Here is a 26,713-nt window from a genome sequence, read left to right as displayed (position 1 = left end):
TTCTATCTCCTTTATGCCACCAAATCCATTACGACATCAAGAAAAACGTTTGCACCATGAACTAAATCTTCTACTTTAGTAAACTCTCTAGGATTATGACTAATACCCTTTACACTAGGAACAAAAATCATCGCAGAAGGGCAAATGCGTGCCATCATCTGAGCATCATGTCCAGCACCTGATGTCATCCTTCTACACGATAGTCCTCTGCGTTGAGCTGATTGCTCTACACGGCAAACAAGATTTTCATCAAAAAGGACTGGTTCAAATCGCACCAATCGAGTGGCAGTAATAGTCACCTTGTCCTGCTGCTCAAGCTCTCGTAGATATTGTGCTAAGGCTTGCTCCTCTGCCTGAAGTAATTCTTCATTTGTGTTTCTAATATCAATAGTCAAGGTAGCCTGTGATGGAATAACATTAACCGCGTTCGGGGTAAATGCAAGCTCTCCAACAGTCGCTACAGTTCTACCAGAAGATAATAAACATCTTTCTCTTAGGAAAACAATAATTTTAGCTGCGGCAAGACCCGCATCAACTCTCATATCTATAGGCGTAGTTCCTGCATGGTTAGCGACCCCTTTGATAGTCAGTCTCTGCCATGAAATACCTTGTAAATTTTCAACAGCACCAATCGTGATATTCTGAGCCTCTAAGATAGGACCTTGTTCTATATGTAACTCTAAATAAGCAAAGGGTTTAACAAATCCAGGGGCTAGGTCACCTGCATATCCTATACGGTCAAGCTCTTCTCCTAATATAGTTCCATCCATTCCTTGAGTAGCTAAAGCTTGCTCTACAGATAATCCACCTGCATATACTAAAGAACCCATCATATCAGGTGCATACCTTATCCCTTCTTCGTTAGTAAAAGCCCCCACTATAATCGGTCTCTGCGTTGTCAAACCTATTTCTTGTAATCGTTGAATAACCTCTAATCCTGCTAATACCCCATAACAACCATCATATTTACCTGCATTAATAACCGTATCAATATGCGATCCTAACATTAAGGGTTGTTGATCCTTATTAGCAGTTGTTTCCCATATACCAAAAATATTACCTATACGATCTACTACAACTCTCAAACCAGCTTCTTTCATCCACGAAACTACCTTATCTCGTCCTGCTTTTTCTGCATCAGTTAATGCTAGCCGAGTTAGCCTTCCCTCCCCATCTTTACCAATATGACCCAAATAGTCTAAACGGTCTAATAATCTACTCGCATTAATTTCTACCATTGTCCACTTCCTACTATAATAGATATATCAAATTTATACGCAGTATAGGAAGTAAAATGGGTTATTTCTATCAAAATTCTCATTATTTTTATCAGATTTATACCTTTAAAGATATAATCTATTAATGTACCAATAGCAGTTAATTAATTCATATTCACCAATGTCATACCCTCCTCGATCCACCCAAGTTAATGGTGACTTTCCTTTTATCACTACTAACGAATTAAAAGAAAACCATCTCTACGCTATCAAGGATTTGGCTTTATCGGTCTACACTCAGCATTACACGCATGGTTTATTTGATAACGTTCCTTTGCACTGGCATGAGACCTTTCAAATTGTATGGGTCTCCACAGGAGAGTTAGACTATTGTGTAAATGAGGAGCACTTTATATTATGTCCAGATACGTTATTATTGCTCAACCACCATCAATTACACACTTCGCATACTACCCAGCAAAATGTACGCACTCTTTGTATCAATTTTGACTGTTCTATTTTTTCTGCTTTCGTACAACAACAATTTATTATCCCTCTAATGCAGAGAGATAATTTTTCCTACGCACTAATCCCATTATCACCTCAACAATTGAGTAAACTACAAGAATTAAGTAATCTATCACATGAAAAACTATATTATTTTTCTCTGATAAATTTTATTTCTCAAATAATAGAAAATACTCTAAAACACCTCCCATCAAAAATTGTCAATAAGAAGGAACTTACAACTTTTCATATGATGGTGGATTACATTCACAAAAATTATGCACAACCACTTACTGTAGCAATGATTGCCAAACACGCTCTAAGTAATAAGAACCGCTGTACCGCATTATTCAAAAAATATGCCCATACCTCCCCGATTAAATACTTAAACACTCATAGACTACATATTGCACGGGAAATGTTACTCCACTCAGATCAATCTATATCGGAAATCGCTTTAGCATCAGGTTTTAATCAGATTAGTTATTTCATTGTGCAATTTCGTCTTGGCTATGGGAAAACACCCTTACAATACAGACACGCCTTCACCTAACCAACTTCCTATTTCTGCAAGGCTGACTGAAACTTACCGAGTTAAATTTAATCCACTACTCGCCCTTTATTTAATAAATTATCTGGATTAATCAGTTGTCGAATAGACCGCATCAACTGTATTTGCTCCTGGCTTCTACTGTAGTGTAAGAAAGATTTTTTAATGCGACCAATCCCATGTTCAGCCGTGATACTACCACCATATTTGGCTGTGAGTTGATACACCAAATCATCCACAGCCTCAAGCTCCTCTTGTTTTAACTTACCTGTCAAGATATGTAGATTACCATCACCCAAGTGACCAAAGAACAAATTCACGGCATGTGGATATTGGTCTGTAATGGCTTGATTGACCTCATCGATAAAGGTCTGCATATCCTTTAATGGAATACCAATATCAAACGCCACAAAATATTGTAATGTACGAAAAATCTCCGATACGCCATCACGGATATGCCACAAATTCTTGGCTTGCTCTTCATTCTGGGGAATAATCACATCTTGCAATAAACCGCGTTCTATTTGTCGCTCCAAGAAATGCACAAATTTATCCTGCAAACCATATGCCGAGCCCTCAACCTCCATCAACACATAAATGGGGTAATGTCCTTCAAAGGGAACTGTTCGCTTGGTGGCAATAGCAGCCGCTTTTAAGTAATTATCCCACATCACCTCAAAGCTAGCTAACTCAGCCAAACTACCTCGAGCCTCCTTCAAAAGTTGGGCTACATCTTCAAATGAAGCCAAAGCAACAAGTGCATTGTGTACTGCTTCCGGTTTGGGGAAAAGGCGTATACATACTCTTGTTACCACACCATATATCCCCTCGGTACCAATAAATAAATGCTTTAGATCCATGCCAGTGTTATTTTTAATCACTCGATTCAGCATATTTAGCACAGTGCCATCTGGCAACACGACCTCTAGACCTAGCACCAACTCTCTAGTAGTGCCATATCGAAATACCTTATTGCCCCCAGCATTGGTTGAAACATTGCCTCCAATCTGACAAGAACCTCTTGCCCCCAAATCCAGCGGAAAATACCAACCCTGTTCAAGTACTGCTTGTTGCAGTTGCTCTAATACCACTCCTGCTTGCACAATAGCGGTACCACCGATTGTGTCAACTTCCTCTATCTTATTCATGCGTTCAAGAGAAATCACCACATCCCCCTCAGCAGGACAAGCACCGCCTGCCAGCCCTGTTAGACCTCCTTGTATGGTGTAATTTTTATGTGCTGCTGCACAAGCCTTGATACAAGCCGCCACCTCCTCTGTATTGGCTGGACGTAACACAATACTAGGCAACGCAGGGGGGTAACCACTACTATCGGCTGTGTATTTCTGTAGCTGTTCTGAATCGGTAAGTTGGGAAATGGAAGACAAGGAAGAAAGTAATGTATTCATATCTATGGCGTCATTCAATCTAATTTTCACCATTATAGCTTGTCAGCCTCTTCTCTCATTGCTATTTTTTAGCAGTATCAATACAATAGCACTCAAATGACGATAAGTAAGAAACCATACTGGAGACAAGTCATGCAAATTTTTTACTCCCCCTCCTCTCCCTTTGTACGTAAATGCTTGGTTACTGCCAAAGAGTTGGATTGTTTTGATGAGATTCAGCTATTGGATTCGTCAGCTCACCCCATCGATAGAGATAAAAATATCTTAAAGAGGAATCCTCTTGGGCAAGTACCCACCTTGGTTACCTACAAAGACGAGTCTTTATTTGATAGTCGAGTGATTTGCGAATACCTCAACAAACATAAAAAAGGGAATTTATTTGGGGATGACGAGTCTAAATGGGATATTCTCAAGGAACATGCTATCGCCGATGGGATAATGACTACGACTACACTTATCCGTATTGAGACTCAGATGCGTCCTACTGAACTTGAGTGGAAAGACCTCACGCATGGACATTTTGATAAAATTTGCACATCATTAAGTTATTTTGAAGAAAGTGACGAGGCATTGACACGTCCAATAAATATTGCACAAATCACTTTAGCTTGTGCATTAGCTTATCTAGATTTTCGTTTACCCTATTTTGAGTGGCGAAAAGATTTTCCTAAACTCGCCGAGTGGTTTAATGTATTTCGTCAAAGACCATCAATGCAATCAACAGAATTTCATTTAAAAAGTTAACTCAGGAAGGATTTATGACTGACGCAGAAATTGCTCACCAACATACGTTATTACCCATTACCACTATCGCACAACAGCTAGGTCTACAAGAGGACGAAATTGAGTGCTATGGGCGTTATAAGGCAAAAATCAATCGTCGTTCAAGAAGCGATAAGCAAGGTCATTTAATCCTCGTCACCGCGATTAATCCGACCCCTGCAGGCGAAGGAAAAACAACTGTTACTATTGGACTTACCGATGCCTTGCGTCAATTAAATAAAAAGTCCATCGTTGCCATGCGTGAACCCTCACTAGGACCTGTTTTTGGGATTAAAGGAGGAGCAGCTGGAGGAGGATACTCGCAGGTGGTTCCTATGGAAGATATTAACCTACATTTCACGGGTGATTTTCATGCCATCACCTCAGCGAATAATCTTCTGGCAGCCTTAATTGACAACCACATTCATCAAGGCAATGAGTTAAACATTGACCCTAAACGGGTACTCTGGCGTCGTGTAATGGATATGAACGATCGCCAGCTACGTAATATTATGAGCGGCTTGGGGAAACCAAGTGATGGCACTATCCGCCCAGACGGCTTTGATATTACTGTTGCCTCTGAGGTTATGGCAATCTTTTGTTTAGCCACTGATTTGCAAGATTTAAAAACTCGCTTAGGCAATATTCTTGTTGCTTATACCAAGGATAACCAACCTGTCTATGCCAAAGATTTACAGGCTCATGGTGCCATGGCTGCCTTACTCAAAGATGCCATCAAACCTAATTTGGTCCAAACCATAGGAGGCTCTCCCGCACTTGTGCATGGAGGTCCTTTTGCTAATATTGCCCATGGTTGCAACTCTGTGATTGCGACAAAACTTGCTTTAAGTTTAGGTGATTACGTAGTAACAGAGGCTGGGTTTGGTGCCGATTTAGGGGCAGAAAAATTCTGCGATATCAAGTGCCGTCTTGCTGGTTTAACCCCTGATGTAGCCGTAGTAGTAGCAACCGTCCGAGCCTTAAAGTACAACGGAGGTGTTGCCAAAGATGCTCTTTCATTAGAAAATCTTGATGCCTTGAGAGCAGGTCTACCCAACTTACTTAAGCATGTGGAAAATCTAAAATCCGTCTTTAATTTACCCGTTGTCGTCGCAATTAACCGTTTTAATAGTGATACGGACGCTGAATTAGAGCTAATTCGCCAAGCAGGTTCTACACATGGTTTTGAAGTGGCCCTCAGTGAGGTCTGGGCAAAAGGTGGGGCAGGAGGTATAGAGCTTGCTGAAAAAGTCATTCAGTCGATTGAAACCTCTACTAAAAAGTTCCATTTTGCCTATGAGCTAAGCGGCTCAGTTGAAGATAAAATCCGTGCTATCGCCCAAAAAGTCTACGGAGCTAGAGAGGTGTTATTTAATCGTGAGGCATTAGATGAGATTGCTCGACTTAAGCAACTAGGCTATGACCAACTGCCCGTTTGCATGGCCAAAACGCAGTATTCCTTAAGTGACAATCCCAAGTTGCTCGGTTGCCCCAAAGATTTCGAGATTACTGTACGTGGTATTTCTCTCTCTGCAGGGGCTGGTTTTATTGTGGCTTTATGTGGCGATATGATGCGTATGCCTGGTCTACCCAAACACCCAGCAGCCCATCAAATTGATGTGGATCAGATGGGCAATATTGTAGGGTTATTCTGATATACCTTAAATACTGTCCAATCTCTCCCATCTCTATGATAGCCATATCATAGACGTATTCTAATCCCTTCCCAGAAAAGCTACTCGTCTAGGTAGAGTGGCTTTTCTGCCTTAGCTTAAATCCGCAAATTCATTCTCTTTCATAATTAAAAAGCTCACACACCTTATTCACGGTGGTACACTAGTAATATGTAAAATACTTTTACATTTATCAAGCGATAAAGTAAGAGGAGTTTTTCACTATTCACAATACATTTTGAGACCAAAGGAAGAAACTATGTCACGTGCCCCTTTTAATTGGCAAGACCCATTTTTGTTAACAGAACAACTCACTGAAGAAGAACGAATGGTGCTAGAAACTGCTGAGGCTTTTTGTCAAGAAGAATTGATGCCTGGCATTCTAGATGCTAATCGCCATGAACACTTTGATAGAGATATTATGCTCAAAATGGGGGAATTAGGTCTACTGGGTTGCACTATTGATGGTTATGAATGTGCAGGGATGTCCCATGTAGCCTACGGACTTATTGCCCGTGCCGTTGAACGAGTTGATTCTGGGTATCGTTCGGCAATGAGTGTGCAATCTAGTCTTGTCATGCATCCTATTTATAGCTACGGCACAGAGGCACAAAAGCAAAAATACCTACCTAAATTAGCAAAAGGAGAGTGGGTAGGTTGCTTTGGTCTAACAGAACCCAATGCTGGATCCGATCCTGCTAGCATGCAAACTCGTGCTCGCAAAGTGGATGGTGGCTATTCATTAAGTGGTAGCAAAATGTGGATTACCAATAGCCCCATCGCTGATGTGATGGTGGTCTGGGCAAAAGATGATGAAGGGCAAATTAGAGGGTTTATTCTTGAACGAGGGATGAAAGGTCTAACCACCCCTAAAATTGAAGGTAAATTCTCGCTTCGAGCTTCTATCACCGGTGAAATTGTGATGGATGAGGTTTTTGTCCCTGAAGAGAACGCATTTCCAGAGATTCGAGGACTTAAAGGTCCCTTTGGTTGTTTAAATAAGGCACGCTATGGTATTGCTTGGGGTTCTATGGGGGCGGCAGAATTCTGCTGGCAAGCAGCTCGCCAATATACTCTTGATCGAATCCAGTTTAATCGCCCTCTAGCGGCAACACAATTAGTCCAACTGAAACTTGCCAATATGCAGACTGAAATTGCCCTAGGACTACAAGCCGCATTACGTGTAGGTCGCCTTATGGATGAAGGGCGAGCAGCTCCTGAGATGATTTCTCTCATTAAACGCAATAACTGCGGTAAAGCATTGGATATTGCACGTGTTGCACGTGATATGCATGGGGGCAATGGTATCGCCGATGAGTTTCACGTGATTCGCCATGTGATGAATCTTGAGGCAGTTAATACTTATGAAGGTACACATGACATTCATGCCCTAATTCTTGGTCGTGCACAGACAGGCCTACAAGCATTTGTTTAACCCCCTATTTAAGGAGTATCGCCTAGACACGGTGCTCCTTCTTACCGTATAGGATAATTATGTCATCAGCCAATACCCAACAAGCATTACAAGGCATCAAGGTCGTCGATTTATCTCGTGTGCTTGCTGGTCCAAGTTGCACTCAAATATTAGCCGACTTGGGTGCCGAGGTCATTAAAATTGAACGCCCTCTCTCTGGGGATGAGACGCGTCAATGGACGCCTCCATCTTTTGCTGATGGAACTTCTGCTTATTTTGCGACAGTTAATCGCAATAAAAAGTCGGTTGCAGTTGACATTAGTCGACCAGAAGGACAAGATATTATCCGTCAATTAGTCAGTGATGCAGACGTATTTGTGGAGAACTTTAAAGTAGGCGGACTCAAAAAATACGGTCTAGACTATCTTTCTTTGCAGAAAATTAACCCTCGCCTCATCTATGCCTCGCTGACAGGTTTTGGACAAACAGGACCTGATGCAAAAAAACCAGGGTACGACTATATTATCCAAGGATTGAGTGGGCTAATGAGTATTACCGGACCCAGTGATGGTTTACCTCATAAAGTAGGTGTTGCGGTGATAGACCTATTTACAGGATTACAACTCACCATCGGTATTCAGGCTGCGTTGCTTGCTAGATGCCAAACAGGCAAAGGTCAGCACATTGATGTTTCATTACTGGATAGTGCTATTGCAATGACCGCCAATGTTGGCATGAATTATTTGGCCAGTCAGGAAGTGCCTCCTCGTCTAGGCAATGCTCACCCAAGTATTGTCCCTTATCAGGTTTTTGAAGTCGCCAACCAACAACATCTTATTCTTGCTTGTGGCAATGATGGGCAGTTTGCCGCCGTATGTCAAGTCATGCAAATGACATGGAATCAAGATGCTCGCTTTGCTCATAATCCTGACCGAGTGAAATACAGAGAGCAACTCATTCCGCTTATGCAAGCGATTTTTCTCACAAAATCCCGTGATGAATGGCTGTCTTTATTCGAGGCAGCTGGTGTCCCTTGTGGTGCGATAAACAATGTTGCCGAAGCCCTCAACCTCCCACAAATACAGCACCGCCATATGATTGTGGATTTTGCTCAACAACAAAGTCCTATCCGCACACTAGGTAATCCTATCCACCTCTCTGACACCCCTGTCCAATACCGCAGTGCCCCTCCTACCCTAGGCCAACATACAGAGGAAATCCTATCACAATACTACGACACCACATATCTTTCCTCTCTGAAAGAAAAAGGGATTATTTAGCATTGATACATCAGGCTTATCTGCTGCCTGCTTATCTGCTCCAAATCGGGGCAAATCCTGAATATTACTGTCGCAATTTGACAACACCTCATTAAAAAACTTAAAATGTAAGCCAAAATTCATTAATTATCATTAAAAAACGCTATTTACTTACGCTTTTATTGATGTCTTGCGTAAGTGTCACACTTTTCAGTTTACGCTGACTTTCAGTATCGCTGTATGAGTTCAGTAATTAACTTTACTATGCTCGTGTTTTGTTTCTTACTTGTTTTTGTCACGTTGTCTAGACTGAAAAAACAATATTAGTTAAATAAAAAGGAGTCTCATGACAGTACTAACTGCTTATATTAATGGTGCTTTTGTCGCCCAAGATGCACAAGCAACACTTTTTGATAATATCAATCCTGCCAACGGGACAGTGTTGTCACAAGTACAGCAATCTTCCTCTCAAGAAATTGATTTGGCCGTAAAAACCGCTAAAGAAGCACAAAAAGTATGGGCTTCTATGACTGCTGTGGAACGTAGTCGTATCTTATTAAAAGCCGTGGCAATACTACGAGAGCGCAATGATGAGCTTGCTCTTATTGAAACACTTGATACAGGGAAGCCTTTATCCGAAACCCTTTATGTAGATATTGTGACTGGAGCAGATGTCATTGAATATTATGCTGGACTAGCTGCCGCCATTGAAGGTCGTCAAATTCCTCTTCGAGACAGTAGTTTTGTCTATACCCGTCAAGAACCACTAGGGGTTGTGGCAGGTATTGGGGCTTGGAATTATCCTATTCAAATTGCAATGTGGAAGGCCGCTCCAGCTTTAGCTGCTGGCAATGCTATGATTTTTAAACCCAGTGAAGTTACCCCAACAGGAGCATTAAAACTTGCTGAAATCTTTACTCAGGCAGGTGTGCCAAATGGGTTGTTTAATGTCGTGCTAGGTGACTGGCGAGTTGGTCAAGCATTAAGCGAGCATCCAGACATTGCCAAAATCTCATTTACAGGTGGCGTCAGTACTGGCAAAACAGTGATGTCTCAGTCCGCACTTGCCAATCTCAAAGATGTCACCATGGAATTAGGAGGAAAATCGCCTCTTATCATTATGGATGATGCTGATTTAGACAAAGCAGCAGACATTGCCATGATGGCAAACTTTTATAGTTCAGGTCAGGTTTGCACCAATGGCACTCGAGTATTTATTCCTCTCAATAAAAAAGACACTTTTGAACAAAAAATTATTGAGCGTGTTCGACGTATCCGCATGGGAGATCCTCAACACCAAGAAACTAACTTTGGTCCTCTTGTCAGTTTCCCCCATATGGAAAAAGTACTTTCTTATATTGAGAAAGGTAAAGAGCAAGGAGCTCGATTGCTTATTGGTGGTCAGCGTGCTAGTGGAGAGTTTGCCAAAGGTGCTTATGTAGAGCCAACGGTTTTTACAGACTGCACAGATGATATGACTATCTGCCAAGAAGAAATCTTTGGTCCTGTGATGAGTATTCTTGCCTATACCACAGAAGAGGAAGCAATCGTTCGAGCAAACAATACCAGCTATGGGCTTGCTGCTGGAGTAGTGACACCTAGTCTACAAAAGGCTCACAGAGTCATTGCACAATTACAAGCAGGTATTTGTTGGATTAATACATGGGGAGAATCTCCTGCACAAATGCCTGTGGGCGGCTATAAACAATCTGGTATTGGCCGTGAAAATGGTATCCAAACTCTCATGCACTATACACAAACAAAATCTATACAAGTCGAGTTAGGAGATTATCAATCAGTCTTCTAATCCCCTATAAAAGCCTAAGGTGAATGCAAGACAACATCACCTTATGGCATCTCACTTGTCTTTATTAAAGGGGAAAGTAAGGTCAAACTTTTTCTTTGCTTTCTCCACAGTTGCTCCGCGACAAGCTCATCTGAATTGATACTAGGAGATATGATGAAATTAAAAACTTCCTATGACTATATTATTATCGGGGCAGGTAGTGCAGGAAATGTATTGGCTGCACGTCTGACTGAGGATGAAAATGTCTCTGTACTACTTTTAGAAGCTGGATTACCCGACTATCGCTTCGACTTTCGCACTCAAATGCCTGCCGCCTTGGCCATGCCTTTACAAGGTACCACCTATAACTGGGGCTATAAAACCGATCCAGAGCCTTATATGAATCATCGTATTATGGACTGTGGACGAGGCAAGGGCTTGGGAGGTTCTTCTCTCATTAACGGAATGTGCTACATCCGTGGGAATGCGTTGGACTTTGATCACTGGGCCAAAATACCCGGTCTTGAAGATTGGACTTATTTAGATTGTCTACCCTACTTTAAAAAAGCAGAACAGCGTGATGCCGGGGAAAATGACTACCACGGTGGTAATGGCCCTATCCATGTCACGACCTCCAAACCAGGGGTCAATCCTTTATTTGAAGCAATGGTTCAAGCGGGTGTCGATGCTGGGTATCCGAGAACAGAAGATTTAAACGGTTATCAGCAAGAGGGTTTCGGTCCCATGGATCGCTTTGTCACCCCCAACGGTCGCCGCTCCTCTACGGCTCGTGGTTATCTTGATATGGCTAAACACCGAGAACGTCTTACCATTGTGACTGGCGCACTTACCGATACGATTCTATTTGATGGAAAACGTGCAGTGGGTGTACGTTTTCATCATAAAAATGAGGTCTACAGCATTCAAGCCAACACAGAAGTGTTGCTTTGTGCAGGTGCTATCGCATCCCCTCAAATTCTCCAACGTAGTGGTGTTGGTCCAGGTCAATGGTTACGTGAGGCAGGTGTTAATGTGGTTCTTGACCTTCCTGGTGTAGGAAACAATCTACAAGATCATCTTGAGCTCTATATGCAATATGAGTGTAAACAGCCTGTGTCCATTGCTCCAGCAACACATTGGTGGAATAAACCCATGATTGGTGCTGAGTGGTTATTTATGGGAACAGGACTTGGAGCCAGCAATCATTTTGAGGCAGGTGGATTTATCCGCTCTCATGAAAAATTCGAGTGGCCCAATATCCAGTATCATTTTTTACCCATTGCAGTTCGCTACGATGGACGTAATGCCAGTAAAGCCCATAGCTTCCAAGCACATGTAGGTTCTATGCGCTCATTAAGTCGAGGGCGAATTAAACTAAAATCTCGCAACCCTCATGAACACCCCAGCATTTTGTTTAACTATATGAGTCACGAACAAGACTGGGAGGAATTCCGTGCTGCTATTCGTATCACCCGAGAGATTATGAATCAACCAGCACTTGACCCCTATCGAGGAGAAGTCATTACGCCAAAACTCTCCATCCAAAGTGATGCGGAGTTGGATGAATATGTCCGTAATCATGCAGAAACTGCTTACCACCCATCATGCACCTGCGCCATGGGAACAGGCAATGATGCGGTTACCGATGGACAAGGACGCGTACACGGCATTGACGGACTTCGTGTCGTAGACGCCTCCATTATGCCCAATATTATTACTGGTAATTTGAATGCTACCACTATTATGTTAGCAGAAAAAATTGCTGATACGATGCGAGGACGTAAACTACCTAAGTCCACCGCAGATTATTATGTGGCCAATGGAGCTCCTGTCCGTGGAGAACCAAAGCGCCACGCATAAACTATCAGAAAATAGCTTGTGTGCTGTGCAAAGAGATAAGGGTTGTCTGATTTAAATAGACTATCCTTATCACATAGGTAGTCACAGTGATAATTCATCTCTTTGCACACAGCAAGTATAAGACAAGGCAGATTCATTTTGCCTTTTTAAAACAAGGAGACCAAAGATGCCACAGACATCTACTACTCAACTTCCCCAAAATGCACCTTCTGGGGTCAATAAAACGGTGTTTCTCACCTCCTCTATTGCCACTATTGCATTAATTCTCTTCACCATTCTTTTTCCTGAAACGAGTGGTGCACTACTGGATAACTCTCTACGTTGGGTATCCGATCATTTTGGTTGGTACTATATGCTGGTTGTTGCAGCCTATTGTATCTTTGCTTTATTTGTGGGCTTCTCCCGATTTGGTGATATTAAATTGGGACAAGATCATGACAAGCCCGATTTCCCTTTTCTAGCCTGGGCAGCGATGTTATTCTCCGCAGGGATTGGGATTGACCTCTTGTTCTTCGGAGTATCAGAACCTTTATCCCACTATCTTGCCCCGCCTACTGGAGAGGCTGGTAGTTTAGAAGCTGCTCGTGCGGCTTTGCCACAAACCTTTTTACACTGGGGATTACATGGTTGGGGAATTTATGCCCTTATTGGGATGGCACTCGCCTATTTTGCCTATCGTAAAAATATGCCTTTGGCTTTACGTAGTGCTCTGGTCCCTTTATTTGGTGAAAAACGGGCTAATGGGGCATTAGGCTACACTGTAGATACTTTTGGGGTCGTGTGTACATTACTAGGTATTGCCACCAGTTTAGGGATTGGTGTCCTACAAGCCAATGCCGGCCTAACCCATATGTTTGGGGTAGAAAATAGCAAGTTTGTACAGGCGGTTATCATTATTGTAGTCGTTGCAGCAGCAGCCCTTTCAGCCATGTCTGGAGTTGAGAAAGGGGTACGTCGTTTATCAGAAATCAATATGCTGGGAGCGACATTCCTGCTCATTGCTATTTTAGTGATGGGACCAACTCAATTCTTATTTAACACCTTTACCGAGAATATTGGAGACTATTTCCAAACTATCGTGAGCAAAACGTTCCAAGTCTATGCTTATGATGGTGAAAAAGGTGCTGAGTGGAAATCATGGTGGACTATCTTCTTCTGGGCATGGTGGGTGGCTTGGGCGCCTTTTGTTGGCTTATTTATTGCCCGCATTTCTCGTGGACGCACCTTACGCTCCTTTGTCTTTGGTGTCATGTTTATTCCCCTAGGCTTTATCTTTGCTTGGTTCTCTATTTTCGGGAATACGGGTATTGATTTAGTGAACAACGGTGCTACAGACCTCGGTAAAATAGCACTTGAAGAGCCTGCAATGGGGATGTTTGTGTTATTTGAACATTTCCCTTATGCCAAGGTATGGTCTAGTCTAGGCGTTTTCATTGGCTTAATTTTCTTTATTACCTCAGCTGATTCGGGTGCCTTAGTACTAGCAAATTTAAGCTCAAAGAATCTTTCTAATGAAGTCGATGCCCCTATCTGGTTGCGTCTTTTCTGGGCAGCAGCAACTGGTCTAGTAACCCTTGGGCTATTATTCGCAGGTGGTTTTTCCTCCTTGCAATCTGTCTCAGTTGTAGCCGGTTTACCATTCTCCTTTGTATTGATTGCCTATATGATTTCGATGTGGATGAGTCTGCGTCAAGAAGGTAATAAACGCAAAGCTGTCAATGTCGATAAAGCCCTTGTATTAGACAACGGTAATAATTGGCGTAATCGCTTACATCGCCTAGTTTCTTTCCCTGATGCTAGAGAGGCTCACCGCTTTATGGAAAAACAACTACATACAGCAATGAGTGCCGTAGCAGCAGAGCTACAAGCAAAGGGATTAGATGTCAAGTTGCTCCAAGAAGAGCTCAGTTTAAAACTAGAAGTGCTTCATGGTGAGGAGGTTGATTTTCTTTATGAAGTTCGTCTTGTCCAAGCCATTAAACCTGTCTTTGCTCTAGGACAATCTAGTAATATCTCTGCGAAACACGACGATGATAAATATTATCGTGCTGAAGTGTTCTTGACTGAGGGTAGCCAGGATTACGATATTTTGGGCTACACAAAAGAGCAGATTATTATCGATATTCTTAACCAATACGAACGTCATATGCAGTTCCTGCATTTTGAACGCTAGATGTAAGATAGTGGCTTGTGCGGTTAGCTTGTACGGAGCCGTACAAGCCACTTCTCTGCCAACACCCTTCTATGCAATCAATACAATATGCCTTGAAGAAATAACAAAAGCCACCTCAATGAGGTGGCTTTTTTAAGCAATCGCTTAATCTTCTACTGTCAGTGATTTCTCACTGATGATTATTAGATTACACGAACAGCTTCAATCAAACGTACAACGCTCCACGATTTAGAACGTGAAATTGGACGACCTTCAGCGATTTCTACTGTATCGCCCTCATTGTATTGATTGTTTTCATCATGCGCTTTGTACTTGTTAGTACGGATAATGATTTTGCCATAGATAGGATGTTTAACACGGCGCTCTACTTGAACAACCACTGTTTTATCCATCTTGTTGCTCACCACTTTACCGATCAAAGTACGTTGGCGTTTTTCTGTTGTTTGGCTCATATTACTTTCCTGCCTTTTCGGTCAAAACAGTACGTACACGTGCGATATCGCGACGCACCTTGCCTAACTGGCTTGTGTTAGAAAGTTGTTGAGTAGCACGTTGCATACGCAAGTTAAATTGTGCTTTCAACAATTCCTCGAGCTCTTTATGTAGCTCGGCTGCGTCTTTTGAACGTAATTCACTCGCTTTCATAAAGACTCCTTACGAACCTAAGTGACGAGTCACAAATGTCGTCGAAATAGGTAACTTAGCAGCAGCTAAACGGAATGCCTCACGTGCTAGCTCTTCGCTTACACCGTCCATCTCGTATAGCACTTTGCCTGGTTGAATTTCAGCGACCCAGTATTCTGGATTACCTTTACCGTTACCCATACGAACCTCAGCAGGTTTTTGCGAAATTGGTTTGTCTGGGAAGATACGAATCCAAATACGGCCACCACGTTTAATATGGCGAGTCATGGCACGACGAGCTGCCTCGATTTGACGTGCTGTCAAACGACCACGACCTGTAGCTTTTAGACCGAAATCGCCAAAGTTTACGTTAGTACCGCGAGTAGCTAGACCAGTATTACGGCCTTTTTGCTCTTTACGGTATTTTCTACGTGCTGGTGATAACATGTTTATTCTCCTTCTGCCGCAGGAGCTGCTTCAGCTGCAGCTGCTGGCTTGCGACCACGACGGCTTGGACGACGTTGCTCTGTACGCTCACCACGTGGACGACGAGCACGACGCTCTTCATCACGAGAAGGAGCTTCAGCTGGCATTTCGCCATTTGGCAATAAGTCGCCTTTGTAAACCCATACTTTGATACCGATGATACCGTAAGTAGTTTGAGCTTCTGATGTAGCGTAATCGATGATAGCACGTAAAGTATGGAGAGGTACACGACCTTCACGATACCATTCTGTACGAGCAATTTCGATACCATTCAAACGACCTGAAGCAGCTACTTTGATACCTTGTGCACCAGCGCGCATAGCGTTTTGCATAGCACGTTTCATGGCACGACGGAACATGATACGTTTTTCAAGTTGTTGAGCGATAGAATCAGCGATTAATTGCGCATCAACTTCTGGTTTACGAATTTCTTCGATGTTAACATGAACTGGCACGCCCATTAAGCGTTGCAAGTCAGATTTTAATGCATCGATATCGTCACCGCCTTTACCGATAATCACGCCTGGACGAGCAGAGAACACAGTAATACGTGCGTTCTTAGCTGGGCGTTCAATTAATACACGACCAACTGAAGCAGCTTTAAGTTTGCGCTTCAAGTACTCGCGTACACGAATGTCTTCTGCTAGCATAGTACCGAAATCTGCATCTTCAGCAAACCAGCGAGAATTCCAGTTACGGGTTACAGCGAGACGGAACCCTGTAGGGTGAACTTTTTGACCCATTATGACTCCTTAAGCACCAACTTTAACCACAATGTGGCAAGTTTGCTTCTCAATACGGTTACCGCGGCCTTTGGCACGTGCGGAGAAACGCTTCATTGATTGAGCTTTGTCCACATAGATAGTGGTTACTTTTAACTCATCAATATCAGCACCATCGTTGTGCTCTGCGTTTGCAATAGCAGACTCAAGAGCTTTCTTAATGATGACAGCGGCTTTTTTCTGTGTGAATGTTAAGATATTCAACGCTTGAGCTACTGACTTGCCACGGATTAAATCCGCAACAAGGCGAGTTTTTTGCGCTGAAATATGAACACCACGAACGATTGCAGTTGTTTCCATCGCTTACCTCTTAGACTTTTTGTCCGCAGCATGACCCTTGAATGTACGAGTATGTGCGAATTCGCCAAGCTTATGACCAACCATGTTTTCGTTCACATATACTGGAACGTGCTGACGACCGTTGTGTACAGCGATTGTCAATCCGATAAAATCGGGAAGGATGGTTGAACGACGCGACCAAGTTTTGATCGGCTTTTTATCTTTGCCTTCGATAGCAGCTTCTACCTTCTTCATGAGGTGAGCATCTACGAAAGGACCTTTTTTAATTGAACGTGACATAGTTTACCGTCCCTTATTTACGCTTACGACGTGAGACAATCATATTGTCTGTACGTTTGTTACGGCGAGTTTTGTAACCCTTAGTAGGAGTACCCCATGGGCTCACAGGTTCACGTGCCTCACCAGTACGGCCTTCACCACCACCATGTGGGTGATCAACCGGGTTCATTGCCACACCACGTACGGTTGGGCGAATACCGCGCCAACGTACTGCACCAGCTTTACCGATTTGACGCAAGCTATGTTCACCATTGCTTACTTCACCGATAGTTGCACGGCAGTCGATGTGTACTAAACGAACTTCACCAGAACGTAAACGTACTTGAGCATAGATACCTTCACGAGCCATCAATACAGCAGAAGCACCAGCAGAACGTGCTAATTGAGCACCTTTACCTGGTTGCAACTCTAGGCAGTGAATAGTAGTACCTACTGGGATGTTACGGATAGGCATTGTGTTACCTACACGGATAGGCACTTCTTTACCTGATTCGATAACAGCACCCACTTCTAAGTTACGTGGAGCGATGATGTAACGACGCTCACCGTCAGCATAGCAAACTAAAGCGATATGTGCAGTACGGTTTGGATCGTATTCAATACGCTCAACTTTAGCTTGGATACCATCTTTATTACGACGGAAGTCAATAATACGGTAGTGAGATTTGTGACCACCACCACGATGACGTACGGTAATATGACCGTTGTTATTACGGCCAGAACCACGTTTTTGTGTTTCTAATAACGCAGCAAATGGAGCACCTTTGTGTAGACCAGGTGTAACTACCTTAATCATACCACGGCGACCAGCTGACGTTGGTTTCATTTTAACTAATGCCATCTTAGTTCACCTCCGAAAAGTCAAGTTCTTGACCTTTTTTGAGCGAAACGTAAGCGATACGGTTATCACGGCGACGACCCATATAACGGCCAGTACGTTTAACCTTACCTTTACGGTTCAGAACAGAGACAGACTCAACTTCTACTTTAAAAAGCATTTCAACAGCTGCTTTAATTTCTGGTTTAGTTGCATCAGAAGCCACACGCAATGCGATTTGTGGTTTCGCGCCAGATTCAGCAATAAAGGTTGCTTTTTCTGTGATGACTGGAGCCAGAATTACTTGCAATAAACGTTCTGCTTTCATCCTAAGATCTCCTCAAATTGAGCGATAGCTGCTTTAGTAATCAATACTTTTTTGTAGTGTACTAAAGAAAGCGGATCAGCGTAACGTGGCTCAACAACAGCAACGTGTGGCAAGTTGCGAGTCGCTAAGTAGGTATTCTCGTCAACAGCGTCAGTGATTACTAATACTGAATCCAAGCCCATTGCTTTAAGTTTTGTTGCAGCCAATTTTGTTTTAGGGGTATCGAAAGTGAAAGAATCCACTACAGCGATACGATCTTCACGAGCCAACTGTGACAAGATAGAACGGATACCTGCACGGTACATCTTCTTGTTTACTTTTTGGCTAAAGTTCTCGTCTGGAGAGTTAGGGAAAATACGACCACCTCCACGCCATAAAGGAGAAGAAGACATACCAGCACGAGCACGGCCAGTACCTTTTTGACGCCATGGTTTTTTAGTCGTATGTTTAACTTCAGAACGATCTTTTTGTGCACGATTACCACTGCGTGCGTTAGCTTGGTAAGCTACCACGATTTGGTGAATCAACGCTTCGTTAAATTCGCGACCAAAGATTGTATCTGGAGCGCTTACTGTTGCGCTAGATTGACCTTGTTCATTTAGGAGCTTAAGTTCCATTATTTGGCTCCTTTAACAGACATTTTGATTGCTGGTAGAACGACGATATCTGAGTTTTTGTGGCCAGGAACAGCGCCTTTAACCAACAACAAACCACGCTCAGCGTCTACGCGAACAACTTCAAGATTTTGAACTGTACGAGTCACATCACCTAAGTGACCTGACATGCGTTTACCAGGGAAAATGCGACCTGGGTCTTGTGCTTGACCGATAGAACCAGGGACACGGTGAGAACGTGAGTTACCGTGAGAAGCACGTTGAGAACCGAAGTTGTGACGTTTGATAGTACCAGCAAAACCTTTACCGATAGTTGTACCTTGAACGTCTACTTTTTGACCAGCTTCAAACACGCTTTCAACAGGCACAACAGCACCCGCTGTAAATTCAGCAGCTTTAGCAGGATCTAAACGGAACTCTTTAAGGATAGAGCCAGCTTCAACGCCAGCTTTAGCGTAGTGACCAGCCAATGCTTTAGTCACACGAGTTGCACGGCGAGTACCGTAAGCAACTTGAACCGCTGCATAACCATCAGTCTCTACAGACTTAACTTGAGTAACACGGTTGTTAGATACGTCTAGCACTGTTACTGGGATAGACTCGCCTTCCTCAGTAAAAATACGCATCATGCCAACCTTGCGACCCACTAGTCCTAACCGATGAGCGGCAGGTGTAGGTGTCGTATTCGACATCGTTTTCTCCATACCTCACTACGATTGGTGAGGCTCTAAAAATTAATTAATTCAAGTAGTTATAGCCAATCAACTCAACCCATTAAAAAGCAACGACAGGCTCAAGTCACTATAACTTCACTCCTAACCCATTAAAGGTTAGCCTCTAAATTTAACATTTTTTTGAGTTTTCCACAAGTAGGAATGCCAAAAAATGTTGTAAAAATAGCTATTTTTTCAAGGGTTTAACGTTTTTGAGTGTATAACTCTGGAGCGCTTTTGTTTTGTTGAGGACTTTTACGCAATCTTTTCCTTCTTATTAACAAAGCGCTTACGCTGAGTATTAATCAAAAATGCCATCCCCTCTCAGGAGTGAATGAACAGTCAATTATTGCAATGAAGCAACCAGTTTTCTCAAAAAATTATCACACGCCACCAGCTGTGTAAGCTCAATAAACTCATTCGGTTTATGTGCTTGGTCAAGATTCCCAGGACCGCATACAATAGAAGGAATGCCAATCTTCTCAAAGAGTCCTGCTTCGGTACCTCCACCTACTTTCCGAATTTTGTTATCCTGCGTTAATGCTCGAACCAGGGCTGTGATTGCGGCTTGCTCAGAAGCCTCTAAACTTAAAGTGGTATTGTCCACAGTAATGTCTATATTCGCTTCAGGAAATGTCGTCCTCATCCTCGGCAACAAGATTTGATGAATATAATCCTCTATCTTAGATTGGATTTGTTGCATGGGAACACCAGGCAGGTTACGCACTTCATAGGTAAAAGAACAATCACTAGGGATAATATTTGATGCCGTTCCTCCTTGAATCATATTTGAAGATAAGGTGGTAAAAGGCACATCATAATCATTATCAAAGGGTCCATTCTGGCGATACATTTCAGCAACATCTTGAATATGGCAAATGAGGCGTGCGGCATGTTCAACGGCGTTACAACCCAAAGGAGTCAGAGATCCATGTGCAGCCCTACCATGGACATGACAGGTAAATGTACTGCTCCCTTTATGCGCAACAATGACCCGCATATGCGTGGGCTCGCCAACAACACATCCTTCAATTTGCTGCTGACGTCTCACCAATTCATCAATCATTAACGGGGCTCCTACGCAGCCGAGCTCTTCATCATAGGAAAAAGCAAAATGCAGCGGTTTTTTGCGTTTTTGTTGTATGAACTCTGGAAGCAAAGCCAATGCAGAAGCAAGAAATCCTTTCATATCGCAAGTCCCTCTCCCATATAGCTTTCCTTCCTTCTCAGTCAGGACAAAGGGGTCTGTATCCCACTCTTGCCCATCCACAGGAACCACGTCTGTATGTCCTGATAAAACAATTCCTCCTTGTGTATTACCATCATAGGCTGGTAGTGTTGCAAATAGATTTGCTTTAGTACCATCTGAATTTTTGGTAATCCAACTAGGTAGGTTGTAACGGTCAAAGTAAGACCGAACCCTATCAATTAACTCCAAATTAGAATAACGACTGGTTGTATCAAAGGAGACAAGCTCCTTTAGCCATTGCTGTGTATTCATTTGCTAATCAACCCTGACATATAAAGTGAAATCATATTTATTGAGACTGGTTTATGCTGCTTATTCAACACTCACCCCTGAAAATTGGAAAAGGCCAAAAGGACTTATCTTAAATCCGGAAACTCCTTTACGCATTGGGACATTAACAATAGAGGTAGCAATAATAGAGGCCACGGCCTGATCAAAAAAAATCTGCTGTGCTTCTTCATAAAGCACACTTCGTTTTTCTGGATTTATCGTATGTTTGGCTTCTGTGACAATTTTCTGGAAGGGGGCATAACAAAACCGTGAAAAATTACTTCCCCCTATCGCCTCACAGCTGAATAAGTTACCTAACCAGTTATCGGGGTCACCGTTGTTACTAGTCCACCCTGACATTGCAATTTGATGCTCTCCCTTGCTAGCACGTTTGAGGTACTCCCCCCACTCATAAGTGGTAATTTTGACTTTAACACCAATTTTTGCCCAATCCGCTTGTAGCATTTCTGCCATCAACCTACCATTAGGATTATAAGGACGCTGAACAGGAATCGACCATAAAGTTGTCTCAAAACCATTGGGATAACCCGCCTTAGCTAATAATTCTTTTGCTTTAGCAACATCCATCTCCCGAGGTTTGATTTTTTTATTAAAAGACCATTGAGTGACGGGCATTGGGTTGACAGCGAGTTGTCCCTGCCCTGCATAAACCGCCTGAATAATTGCAGGTTTATTAATTGCATAATCTAATGCCTGACGAACCTCTACCTTATTGAAAGGAGGAATTTCTGTGTTATAGGCAAGAAAGCCAATATTAAAACCAGGATTGCTCTGCACAACCAAGTTCTTATCTTTCTTCATGCTCGAAATATCTGCAGGAAGTGGGTATGACATAATGTCACACTCTCCTGCTTGAAGTTTTTGATAGCGAACAGAAGCATCCTTAGTAATCGAAAAAATTAAATGCTCCACTGCAGGCATATCCTTTGCATCCCAATATTGGTGATTTGCTTTATAGCGGATAGAAGCATCTTTTTGGTAACGCTCAAAAATAAAAGGGCCTGTACCGATAGGTTGTTGATTAATCATTTCTGCCTTGCCTTGTGCCACTAATTTCTCTGCATATTCTTTTGAATAGATAGAGGTGATGGGCATAGCCATAATTTGAATAAAGGAAGCATCCACACTGTTCAATGTGAATTTAACCGTATAGTCATCAATTTTCTCTACTGATTTAATCGTTTTATTAAGTCCTATGTCTGTAAAATAGGGGAACTCAGCAGGATATACTTTATTCAAAAAATTATTTTTATTTGATAACCGATCAAACGTGAATACAACATCATCCGCATTAAAATCACGCGAAGGGGTAAAATATTTTGTGGTATGCCACTTAACATTTTTACGCAAATGAAAAATGTACGTTAAATTATCTGGAGAGACCTCGTAACTTTCAGCCAGTCCTGGTACTGCCTTCGTTTCTCCTCGAGGGAACATCATTAAACTATTGAAAAGATTACTTGCTGATGCATCATAATCTGTACCCGAAGAGTATTGAGCTGAATCAAACCCTGCCGGACTACCTTCTGAACAATAAACCAATGTATTTTTAGCATGTACAGCAAAAGAAGCAGAAAAACTGAGCGCACAGAGTAAAAGCTTTTTTCCCAAAATAAACATCCCTATTCTCCAAAAACAAAACCAATCCAGGCAGAGTGATGAAGACACATCAACATCCTTTTTCTGTCTTGAATAACAGGAATAATATAAAGGAACAAAAATAAGTTCAAATATCCTCTTTTTGTGTGGAAATAAGCAGACAAAAAGACTTAAACGTCCTCCTCTGCTGGTGCATTATGCAAGATAGTTGGGCATCATGCACCAGTATAGACGTTCGAATGTTTGAGAGAATAGCGACTCATTTCAACAATGTCGTTTTACATTACCGTTAAGTAACCCTTAAAAATATTTTTGGAATCTCCCCCTCCCCCTGGGAGTCTTGTGCCTCTTCTTACACTGACAGCACACCCTCAATCCGCCCTAGTTTAGACGTATCTGCCACTTGTTCCACCTCCTCCAACGACGGCATTTCCTTGGGCATACGTGCTGATAAAGCGGTGAATTTTTCTAGTTTACTATTGACACCTTGGTTGCCTGCAAAACTCGTCACCACTTGATTGTATTGTTTATTCACGGTGTTGAGGTTATTGCCTAATTTCACTAAATGCTCTGCCACAACCACTACCTGATTGTATAAATCCATGGCCTTGTCACCTAATTGCATCGCTAAGTCATTACTGTTCGCCAGCATCCATAAATTAGCAATCATACGCAATGTCGGCATCAATGTCGTTTGCGAAACCACCACAACCCCTTTACGGTATGCATCTTGGAATAGACTATCATCTTGACGTAACACCTCCATAAAGGCCGCCTCTAATGGCATAAACATCAGCACAAACCCCAGAGATTGCTCTCCTTGTAACCCTGCATAATCTTTCTCCGCCAGACCATTCACATGATTGCGCACATCTTTCACAAGCTGTTTAAGATGCTCTTGTGCCTGTGCAGCATCAGTTTCTGCAACTGCTTTTTGGTACGCCACCAGCGACACTTTACTATCGACAATAAGCTGTTTGTTATCAGGCAACAACAATACAAAGTCAGGAATTTGTGTGCGTCCCTCTTCGTCTTTGAGATGCACTTGTGTAAGATAATTCACCTCTTTTTGCAGACCTGCTCGCTCAAATGCTGCCTCAAGTTGCATTTCTCCCCAATTACCTAGCACTTTTTTATTGCCACTAAGCGCCTGTGTCAAATGCTGTGCTTCTTCGCTCATTCGCACACCCATTTCTTTGATATGCCCAATTTGCGTTTTCAATTCTGCTTGTCCTGCGACAGATTGTGTATGTACTTCATTGACACGCTTTTGGAATCCCTCTAATTGCTCTTTAAAGGGTTTTAATAATTGAGTAATCTGTGTTTGATTTTGTGTACTAAATACCTGAGATTTTTCTGCCAAAATACGATTCGCTAAGTTCTCAAACTGAGTTTGTAAGTCTTTTTGAACCTGTTCAAATTGCTTCTGCTGAGCAGCAAGTGTTTTTTCCTTTTCCTCTACGGATAATGTTAATGCTAACTTCTCCTTTTCTAATGCATGGCACAGCTCTTGTAGACGCTCACCCTCTTGAACCTGTTGCTGATGCTTTTGTGTCATAGCTAGCAAAGACTGTTCACTAAGCTGCAAAGCCACTTCTGTTTTCCCCAAAGCAATTTGTGCTTGTCCTAAGGCATCTTTATTGGCTTCTAGCAAGTGTTGCAGCTGTGTGTAAGCCTGCTCTCCTTCTTGTATTTGTTGCTCAAGCTGATGGGTTTTGGCCTGCTCATCATTTAATGCATCTTCGAGCAATACCCTAGACGTACGAGCTTTATGCGTCTGCATGAACCAAAGCAACAAAATAAGTACCGTCAGTCCTACACTAAATAGCAACAGTATCAGCATAAACTCAGGGGAAAATAACGTATTAATCAGCATAATAAACAACCAAAAAAATTACTCTTCTTTATGGCCTCAAAGGAGAATATCGCCATCATTGAGTGCAAAGCACTTTTGGGTAAAAAATCCATTATACCGACCTTGGAGGAGACTCTAATCGGTGTCAAAACACACCAATCCACCCTAGTGCTTATAGACCCACTGCTTTAATAATAAACACACAGCTGTAATCACTGCAGGAATTGCCAGACAATAAAACATTTGCTCCAGGCTAAATTCAAGGCGATTTAATTCTGCCATTAAATACGTTCCTGCCACTCCACCAAAGCGACCAATACCCATCATCCATGACACACCTGTTGTACGCCCTTGAGTGGGGTAAAACAGAGCAGCTACTGTAGGCAATGAGGCTTGTAGCGTATTCATCACCACACCTGCAAACAACACAATGAAAATTAAAGCGACTGTACCCCATTGTAGACTCAGACCCATCACTGCAATACCCACTGCAGTCAGCACCGCCAACAACGCATTAAGATAGTTGACATTGTAGCGATCCATTAAATAACCACTCGCGATGGCACCCAAGCCTCCAAAAGCAAATAACCCTGTCACTTGCTTAGCCAATCCAGCATCCATAGAGCTTTTTAATAACACAGGCATCCAGTTAATCACACCATAGAAAATCACTAGCCCCATGAAATAGCAAATCCACAACAGTACCGATCCGAAAATAAAATGATTAGAAAGCACTACCTTAATGCCCTGTCCCTTCACCATAGTTTCTTCTTGTACATGACAGTCCACTTGTTCTAAAGAATCCCCTCCCATCTTTGCCAAAATCGCCTTAATACGATGTTCAGCCCCAGCACGTGACGAGAGAAAGCGTACTGACTCAGGCACACAAAAAATCATCAAGAAACCCAAAATCAATGGGAATACACCACCAAACAGAAACGCTGATTGCCAACCATAAGCAGGAATTAAATAACTCGCAATAAACCCCCCAATAGCCGCACCCAGAGGGAATCCACAGAACATTGTATTCACAATGCGTGCACGCTGTTGTTGTGGAGAATATTCAGACAAAAGTGTCACTGCATTTGGCATAGCAGCTCCTAAACCCACTCCAGTGATAAACCTCCATATCACTAGCATGTCCAAAGATGCAGCCAGGGAGGAAACTAAACTTCCTACAGCAAACAATGTCACAGACCCCACCAGCAAATATTTACGCCCAATACGGTCTGCCAGGGGACCACTGCTAATCGCACCGCAAGCCAGCCCCCACAGAGCAGCACTCAGCACCGGCGCCAAATCTGGTTTAGCAACACCCCACTCGCTCATCAGGCTAGGTGCAACATAACCAATCACAGCAGTATCATAGCCATCAAAAAAAGCGACAAAAAACGTCAATACAAAAATAAGTTTTTGAAATGCAGAAAAAGGGGTCTGATCAATATAATCTTGGATGGTCTTCATGGCAGTTTGTCTCATCAAAAATCGTTCTATTTGTTTGTAGTTGACCCATGGTATATCACTGCAGTGATACGCCATAGTGGTCACTTATGAAAAAAGTACGATATTGTAATAGAGTATCGCCATTTCTAAAAATGTTTTTTATTCATACACAATATCAAATTTGCACATGTATATCCGTTAACTTATCAATCTACCTGCGTTACCCTATCAATATATTGACTCACCTCGATTAAATTACCGTCAGGATCTCTAAAATAAATAGATTGAATAGCACCTAAAGCTCCTGTTCTAGGAACAACACCATCAATAACTTCAACTCCTCTCGATTGAAGTTCACTCATCACATCCTCAATAGGAGTACTCGTAATAAAGCATAGATCTGCGCTACCACACACAGCATGCAAGGCCTTAGGTTCAATTTCATGTCCCTTTAGGTGTAGATTGATTTTTTGTTGACCATAATGTAAAGCAATACGCCCTGCCCCAAACATTTCTGCTTTCATCCCCATCACCTGGGTATAAAAATCCACCGTCCGCTGAATATCCGCTACTGTCAACACAAAATGATCTAGACGCTCTATTTTCATCCTATCTCCTTTTCATCAAACCATAAGACAGTCCAACTCCAGTATTTTACTCCTATGCTTTAGTTACTACATTAACCGTTGATTTTGCCATCAAGAAAAAACCCCGATAGGTATG

General features: G+C 42.5%; 25 protein-coding genes. 8 read left to right on the top strand and 17 right to left on the bottom strand.

The window, feature by feature from the left end:
* Positions 1 to 11: 11 nt before the first annotated feature.
* The gene (locus HKX40_RS08100) at positions 12 to 1,238 is read right to left on the bottom strand and encodes a Zn-dependent hydrolase (protein WP_171589074.1); all 1,227 of its coding nucleotides are present in this window, start codon (positions 1,236 to 1,238) and stop codon (positions 12 to 14) included.
* A 160-nt stretch (positions 1,239 to 1,398) separates the two neighbouring features.
* On the opposite strand from HKX40_RS08100, the gene HKX40_RS08095 reads away from it, so the two are divergent.
* Positions 1,399 to 2,277, top strand: coding sequence for a helix-turn-helix domain-containing protein (locus HKX40_RS08095; RefSeq protein WP_171589073.1), 879 nt, complete (start codon positions 1,399 to 1,401; stop codon positions 2,275 to 2,277).
* A 47-nt stretch (positions 2,278 to 2,324) separates the two neighbouring features.
* On the opposite strand, the gene HKX40_RS08090 is transcribed toward HKX40_RS08095, so the two are convergent.
* The gene (locus tag HKX40_RS08090; RefSeq protein ID WP_171589072.1) at positions 2,325 to 3,683 is read right to left on the bottom strand and encodes an FAD-binding oxidoreductase; all 1,359 of its coding nucleotides are present in this window, start codon (positions 3,681 to 3,683) and stop codon (positions 2,325 to 2,327) included.
* 132 nt (positions 3,684 to 3,815) lie between these two features.
* Here HKX40_RS08090 and HKX40_RS08085 point away from each other — a divergent pair, with 132 nt between their 5' ends.
* The 7 genes from HKX40_RS08085 to betT all read left to right on the top strand — a co-directional run bounded on the left by HKX40_RS08085 (position 3,816) and on the right by betT (position 14,610).
* Entirely contained in the window at positions 3,816 to 4,427 is a 612-nt protein-coding gene (locus HKX40_RS08085; protein WP_171589071.1) for a glutathione S-transferase family protein, read from the top strand.
* A 14-nt stretch (positions 4,428 to 4,441) separates the two neighbouring features.
* Positions 4,442 to 6,100, top strand: coding sequence for a formate--tetrahydrofolate ligase (locus HKX40_RS08080; RefSeq protein ID WP_171589070.1), 1,659 nt, complete (start codon positions 4,442 to 4,444; stop codon positions 6,098 to 6,100).
* A 277-nt stretch (positions 6,101 to 6,377) separates the two neighbouring features.
* Complete coding sequence (locus HKX40_RS08075; protein ID WP_171589069.1) at positions 6,378 to 7,553, top strand: acyl-CoA dehydrogenase; 1,176 nt, start codon at positions 6,378 to 6,380, stop codon at positions 7,551 to 7,553.
* 59 nt (positions 7,554 to 7,612) lie between these two features.
* Entirely contained in the window at positions 7,613 to 8,812 is a 1,200-nt protein-coding gene (locus tag HKX40_RS08070) for a CaiB/BaiF CoA transferase family protein (RefSeq protein WP_171589068.1), read from the top strand.
* 325 nt (positions 8,813 to 9,137) lie between these two features.
* Complete coding sequence (gene betB, locus HKX40_RS08065) at positions 9,138 to 10,598, top strand: betaine-aldehyde dehydrogenase (protein WP_171589067.1); 1,461 nt, start codon at positions 9,138 to 9,140, stop codon at positions 10,596 to 10,598.
* A 153-nt stretch (positions 10,599 to 10,751) separates the two neighbouring features.
* Entirely contained in the window at positions 10,752 to 12,437 is a 1,686-nt protein-coding gene (betA, locus tag HKX40_RS08060) for a choline dehydrogenase (protein WP_171589125.1), read from the top strand.
* A 166-nt stretch (positions 12,438 to 12,603) separates the two neighbouring features.
* A complete protein-coding gene (betT, locus tag HKX40_RS08055) occupies positions 12,604 to 14,610 on the top strand; it encodes a choline BCCT transporter BetT (RefSeq protein ID WP_171589066.1) in 2,007 nt (668 codons plus the stop codon).
* Between the two features lie 182 nt (positions 14,611 to 14,792).
* On the opposite strand, the gene rpsQ is transcribed toward betT, so the two are convergent.
* The 15 genes from rpsQ to HKX40_RS07980 form a co-directional block, all read right to left on the bottom strand.
* Positions 14,793 to 15,062 carry a 30S ribosomal protein S17 gene (gene rpsQ, locus HKX40_RS08050; protein WP_171589065.1) on the bottom strand — a complete coding sequence of 90 codons (270 nt, stop codon included), beginning with the start codon at positions 15,060 to 15,062 and terminating at the stop codon, positions 14,793 to 14,795.
* Position 15,063: 1 nt separating this feature from the next.
* Positions 15,064 to 15,255 (bottom strand): 50S ribosomal protein L29, encoded by a 192-nt coding sequence (gene rpmC, locus HKX40_RS08045; protein ID WP_171589064.1) that lies wholly within the window; start codon positions 15,253 to 15,255, stop codon positions 15,064 to 15,066.
* 9 nt (positions 15,256 to 15,264) lie between these two features.
* Positions 15,265 to 15,681, bottom strand: a complete 417-nt coding sequence (gene rplP, locus HKX40_RS08040; RefSeq protein ID WP_171589063.1) for a 50S ribosomal protein L16 — start codon at positions 15,679 to 15,681, stop codon at positions 15,265 to 15,267.
* A gap of 2 nt (positions 15,682 to 15,683) precedes the next feature.
* Complete coding sequence (rpsC, locus tag HKX40_RS08035; RefSeq protein WP_171589062.1) at positions 15,684 to 16,463, bottom strand: 30S ribosomal protein S3; 780 nt, start codon at positions 16,461 to 16,463, stop codon at positions 15,684 to 15,686.
* 9 nt (positions 16,464 to 16,472) lie between these two features.
* Positions 16,473 to 16,802 (bottom strand): 50S ribosomal protein L22, encoded by a 330-nt coding sequence (rplV, locus tag HKX40_RS08030; protein WP_171589061.1) that lies wholly within the window; start codon positions 16,800 to 16,802, stop codon positions 16,473 to 16,475.
* Between the two features lie 3 nt (positions 16,803 to 16,805).
* Positions 16,806 to 17,081, bottom strand: a complete 276-nt coding sequence (gene rpsS / locus HKX40_RS08025; RefSeq protein ID WP_171589060.1) for a 30S ribosomal protein S19 — start codon at positions 17,079 to 17,081, stop codon at positions 16,806 to 16,808.
* Between the two features lie 13 nt (positions 17,082 to 17,094).
* On the bottom strand, positions 17,095 to 17,922 hold the full coding sequence (gene rplB / locus HKX40_RS08020) for a 50S ribosomal protein L2 (RefSeq protein WP_171589059.1): 828 nt from the start codon (positions 17,920 to 17,922) through the stop codon (positions 17,095 to 17,097).
* A gap of 1 nt (position 17,923) precedes the next feature.
* On the bottom strand, positions 17,924 to 18,226 hold the full coding sequence (gene rplW, locus HKX40_RS08015; protein ID WP_171589058.1) for a 50S ribosomal protein L23: 303 nt from the start codon (positions 18,224 to 18,226) through the stop codon (positions 17,924 to 17,926).
* Positions 18,223 to 18,843 (bottom strand): 50S ribosomal protein L4, encoded by a 621-nt coding sequence (gene rplD / locus HKX40_RS08010; protein WP_171589057.1) that lies wholly within the window; start codon positions 18,841 to 18,843, stop codon positions 18,223 to 18,225. Before rplD ends, rplW begins: the two co-directional genes overlap by 4 nt.
* Positions 18,843 to 19,532, bottom strand: coding sequence for a 50S ribosomal protein L3 (gene rplC, locus HKX40_RS08005; RefSeq protein ID WP_171589056.1), 690 nt, complete (start codon positions 19,530 to 19,532; stop codon positions 18,843 to 18,845). The genes rplD and rplC overlap by 1 nt, the downstream gene beginning before the upstream one ends.
* Before the next feature lie 367 nt (positions 19,533 to 19,899).
* A complete protein-coding gene (gene argE / locus HKX40_RS08000; protein ID WP_171589055.1) occupies positions 19,900 to 21,054 on the bottom strand; it encodes an acetylornithine deacetylase in 1,155 nt (384 codons plus the stop codon).
* 60 nt (positions 21,055 to 21,114) lie between these two features.
* A complete protein-coding gene (locus HKX40_RS07995) occupies positions 21,115 to 22,713 on the bottom strand; it encodes an ABC transporter substrate-binding protein (protein WP_171589054.1) in 1,599 nt (532 codons plus the stop codon).
* A 331-nt stretch (positions 22,714 to 23,044) separates the two neighbouring features.
* A complete protein-coding gene (locus HKX40_RS07990; protein WP_171589053.1) occupies positions 23,045 to 24,568 on the bottom strand; it encodes a DNA recombination protein RmuC in 1,524 nt (507 codons plus the stop codon).
* A gap of 144 nt (positions 24,569 to 24,712) precedes the next feature.
* The gene (locus tag HKX40_RS07985) at positions 24,713 to 26,026 is read right to left on the bottom strand and encodes an MFS transporter (protein ID WP_171589124.1); all 1,314 of its coding nucleotides are present in this window, start codon (positions 26,024 to 26,026) and stop codon (positions 24,713 to 24,715) included.
* A 170-nt stretch (positions 26,027 to 26,196) separates the two neighbouring features.
* Positions 26,197 to 26,598: a VOC family protein gene (locus HKX40_RS07980; RefSeq protein WP_171589052.1), complete on the bottom strand. Its 402-nt coding sequence runs from the start codon at positions 26,596 to 26,598 to the stop codon at positions 26,197 to 26,199.
* Positions 26,599 to 26,713 lie beyond the last annotated feature (115 nt).

It is taken from the genome of Pelistega europaea (assembly GCF_013133775.1).
Taxonomy (GTDB): domain Bacteria; phylum Pseudomonadota; class Gammaproteobacteria; order Burkholderiales; family Burkholderiaceae_B; genus Taylorella; species Taylorella europaea.
This window is presented reverse-complemented; position numbering and strand designations above follow the sequence as displayed.

Excerpts from the sequence above, each read along its gene's own strand:
- betB (WP_171589067.1), top strand. The coding sequence starts at position 9,138 with ATGACAGTACTAACTGCTTATATTAATGGTGCTTTTGTCGCCCAAGAT.
- HKX40_RS08095 (WP_171589073.1), top strand. The coding sequence starts at position 1,399 with ATGTCATACCCTCCTCGATCCACCCAAGTTAATGGTGACTTTCCTTTT.
- HKX40_RS08085 (WP_171589071.1), top strand. The coding sequence starts at position 3,816 with ATGCAAATTTTTTACTCCCCCTCCTCTCCCTTTGTACGTAAATGCTTG.
- rpsS (WP_171589060.1), bottom strand. The coding sequence starts at position 17,081 with ATGTCACGTTCAATTAAAAAAGGTCCTTTCGTAGATGCTCACCTCATG.
- rpsC (WP_171589062.1), bottom strand. The coding sequence starts at position 16,463 with ATGGGTCAAAAAGTTCACCCTACAGGGTTCCGTCTCGCTGTAACCCGT.
- rpsQ (WP_171589065.1), bottom strand. The coding sequence starts at position 15,062 with ATGAGCCAAACAACAGAAAAACGCCAACGTACTTTGATCGGTAAAGTG.
- HKX40_RS07980 (WP_171589052.1), bottom strand. The coding sequence starts at position 26,598 with ATGAAAATAGAGCGTCTAGATCATTTTGTGTTGACAGTAGCGGATATT.
- rplV (WP_171589061.1), bottom strand. The coding sequence starts at position 16,802 with ATGGAAACAACTGCAATCGTTCGTGGTGTTCATATTTCAGCGCAAAAA.
- rplB (WP_171589059.1), bottom strand. The coding sequence starts at position 17,922 with ATGGCATTAGTTAAAATGAAACCAACGTCAGCTGGTCGCCGTGGTATG.
- HKX40_RS08100 (WP_171589074.1), bottom strand. The coding sequence starts at position 1,238 with ATGGTAGAAATTAATGCGAGTAGATTATTAGACCGTTTAGACTATTTG.
- rplD (WP_171589057.1), bottom strand. The coding sequence starts at position 18,843 with ATGGAACTTAAGCTCCTAAATGAACAAGGTCAATCTAGCGCAACAGTA.
- betT (WP_171589066.1), top strand. The coding sequence starts at position 12,604 with ATGCCACAGACATCTACTACTCAACTTCCCCAAAATGCACCTTCTGGG.
- HKX40_RS08075 (WP_171589069.1), top strand. The coding sequence starts at position 6,378 with ATGTCACGTGCCCCTTTTAATTGGCAAGACCCATTTTTGTTAACAGAA.
- HKX40_RS08090 (WP_171589072.1), bottom strand. The coding sequence starts at position 3,683 with ATGAATACATTACTTTCTTCCTTGTCTTCCATTTCCCAACTTACCGAT.
- HKX40_RS07990 (WP_171589053.1), bottom strand. The coding sequence starts at position 24,568 with ATGCTGATTAATACGTTATTTTCCCCTGAGTTTATGCTGATACTGTTG.
- rplP (WP_171589063.1), bottom strand. The coding sequence starts at position 15,681 with ATGTTATCACCAGCACGTAGAAAATACCGTAAAGAGCAAAAAGGCCGT.
- argE (WP_171589055.1), bottom strand. The coding sequence starts at position 21,054 with ATGAATACACAGCAATGGCTAAAGGAGCTTGTCTCCTTTGATACAACC.
- HKX40_RS07995 (WP_171589054.1), bottom strand. The coding sequence starts at position 22,713 with ATGTTTATTTTGGGAAAAAAGCTTTTACTCTGTGCGCTCAGTTTTTCT.
- HKX40_RS07985 (WP_171589124.1), bottom strand. The coding sequence starts at position 26,026 with ATGAGACAAACTGCCATGAAGACCATCCAAGATTATATTGATCAGACC.
- HKX40_RS08070 (WP_171589068.1), top strand. The coding sequence starts at position 7,613 with ATGTCATCAGCCAATACCCAACAAGCATTACAAGGCATCAAGGTCGTC.
- betA (WP_171589125.1), top strand. The coding sequence starts at position 10,752 with ATGAAATTAAAAACTTCCTATGACTATATTATTATCGGGGCAGGTAGT.
- rplW (WP_171589058.1), bottom strand. The coding sequence starts at position 18,226 with ATGAAAGCAGAACGTTTATTGCAAGTAATTCTGGCTCCAGTCATCACA.
- HKX40_RS08080 (WP_171589070.1), top strand. The coding sequence starts at position 4,442 with ATGACTGACGCAGAAATTGCTCACCAACATACGTTATTACCCATTACC.
- rpmC (WP_171589064.1), bottom strand. The coding sequence starts at position 15,255 with ATGAAAGCGAGTGAATTACGTTCAAAAGACGCAGCCGAGCTACATAAA.
- rplC (WP_171589056.1), bottom strand. The coding sequence starts at position 19,532 with ATGTCGAATACGACACCTACACCTGCCGCTCATCGGTTAGGACTAGTG.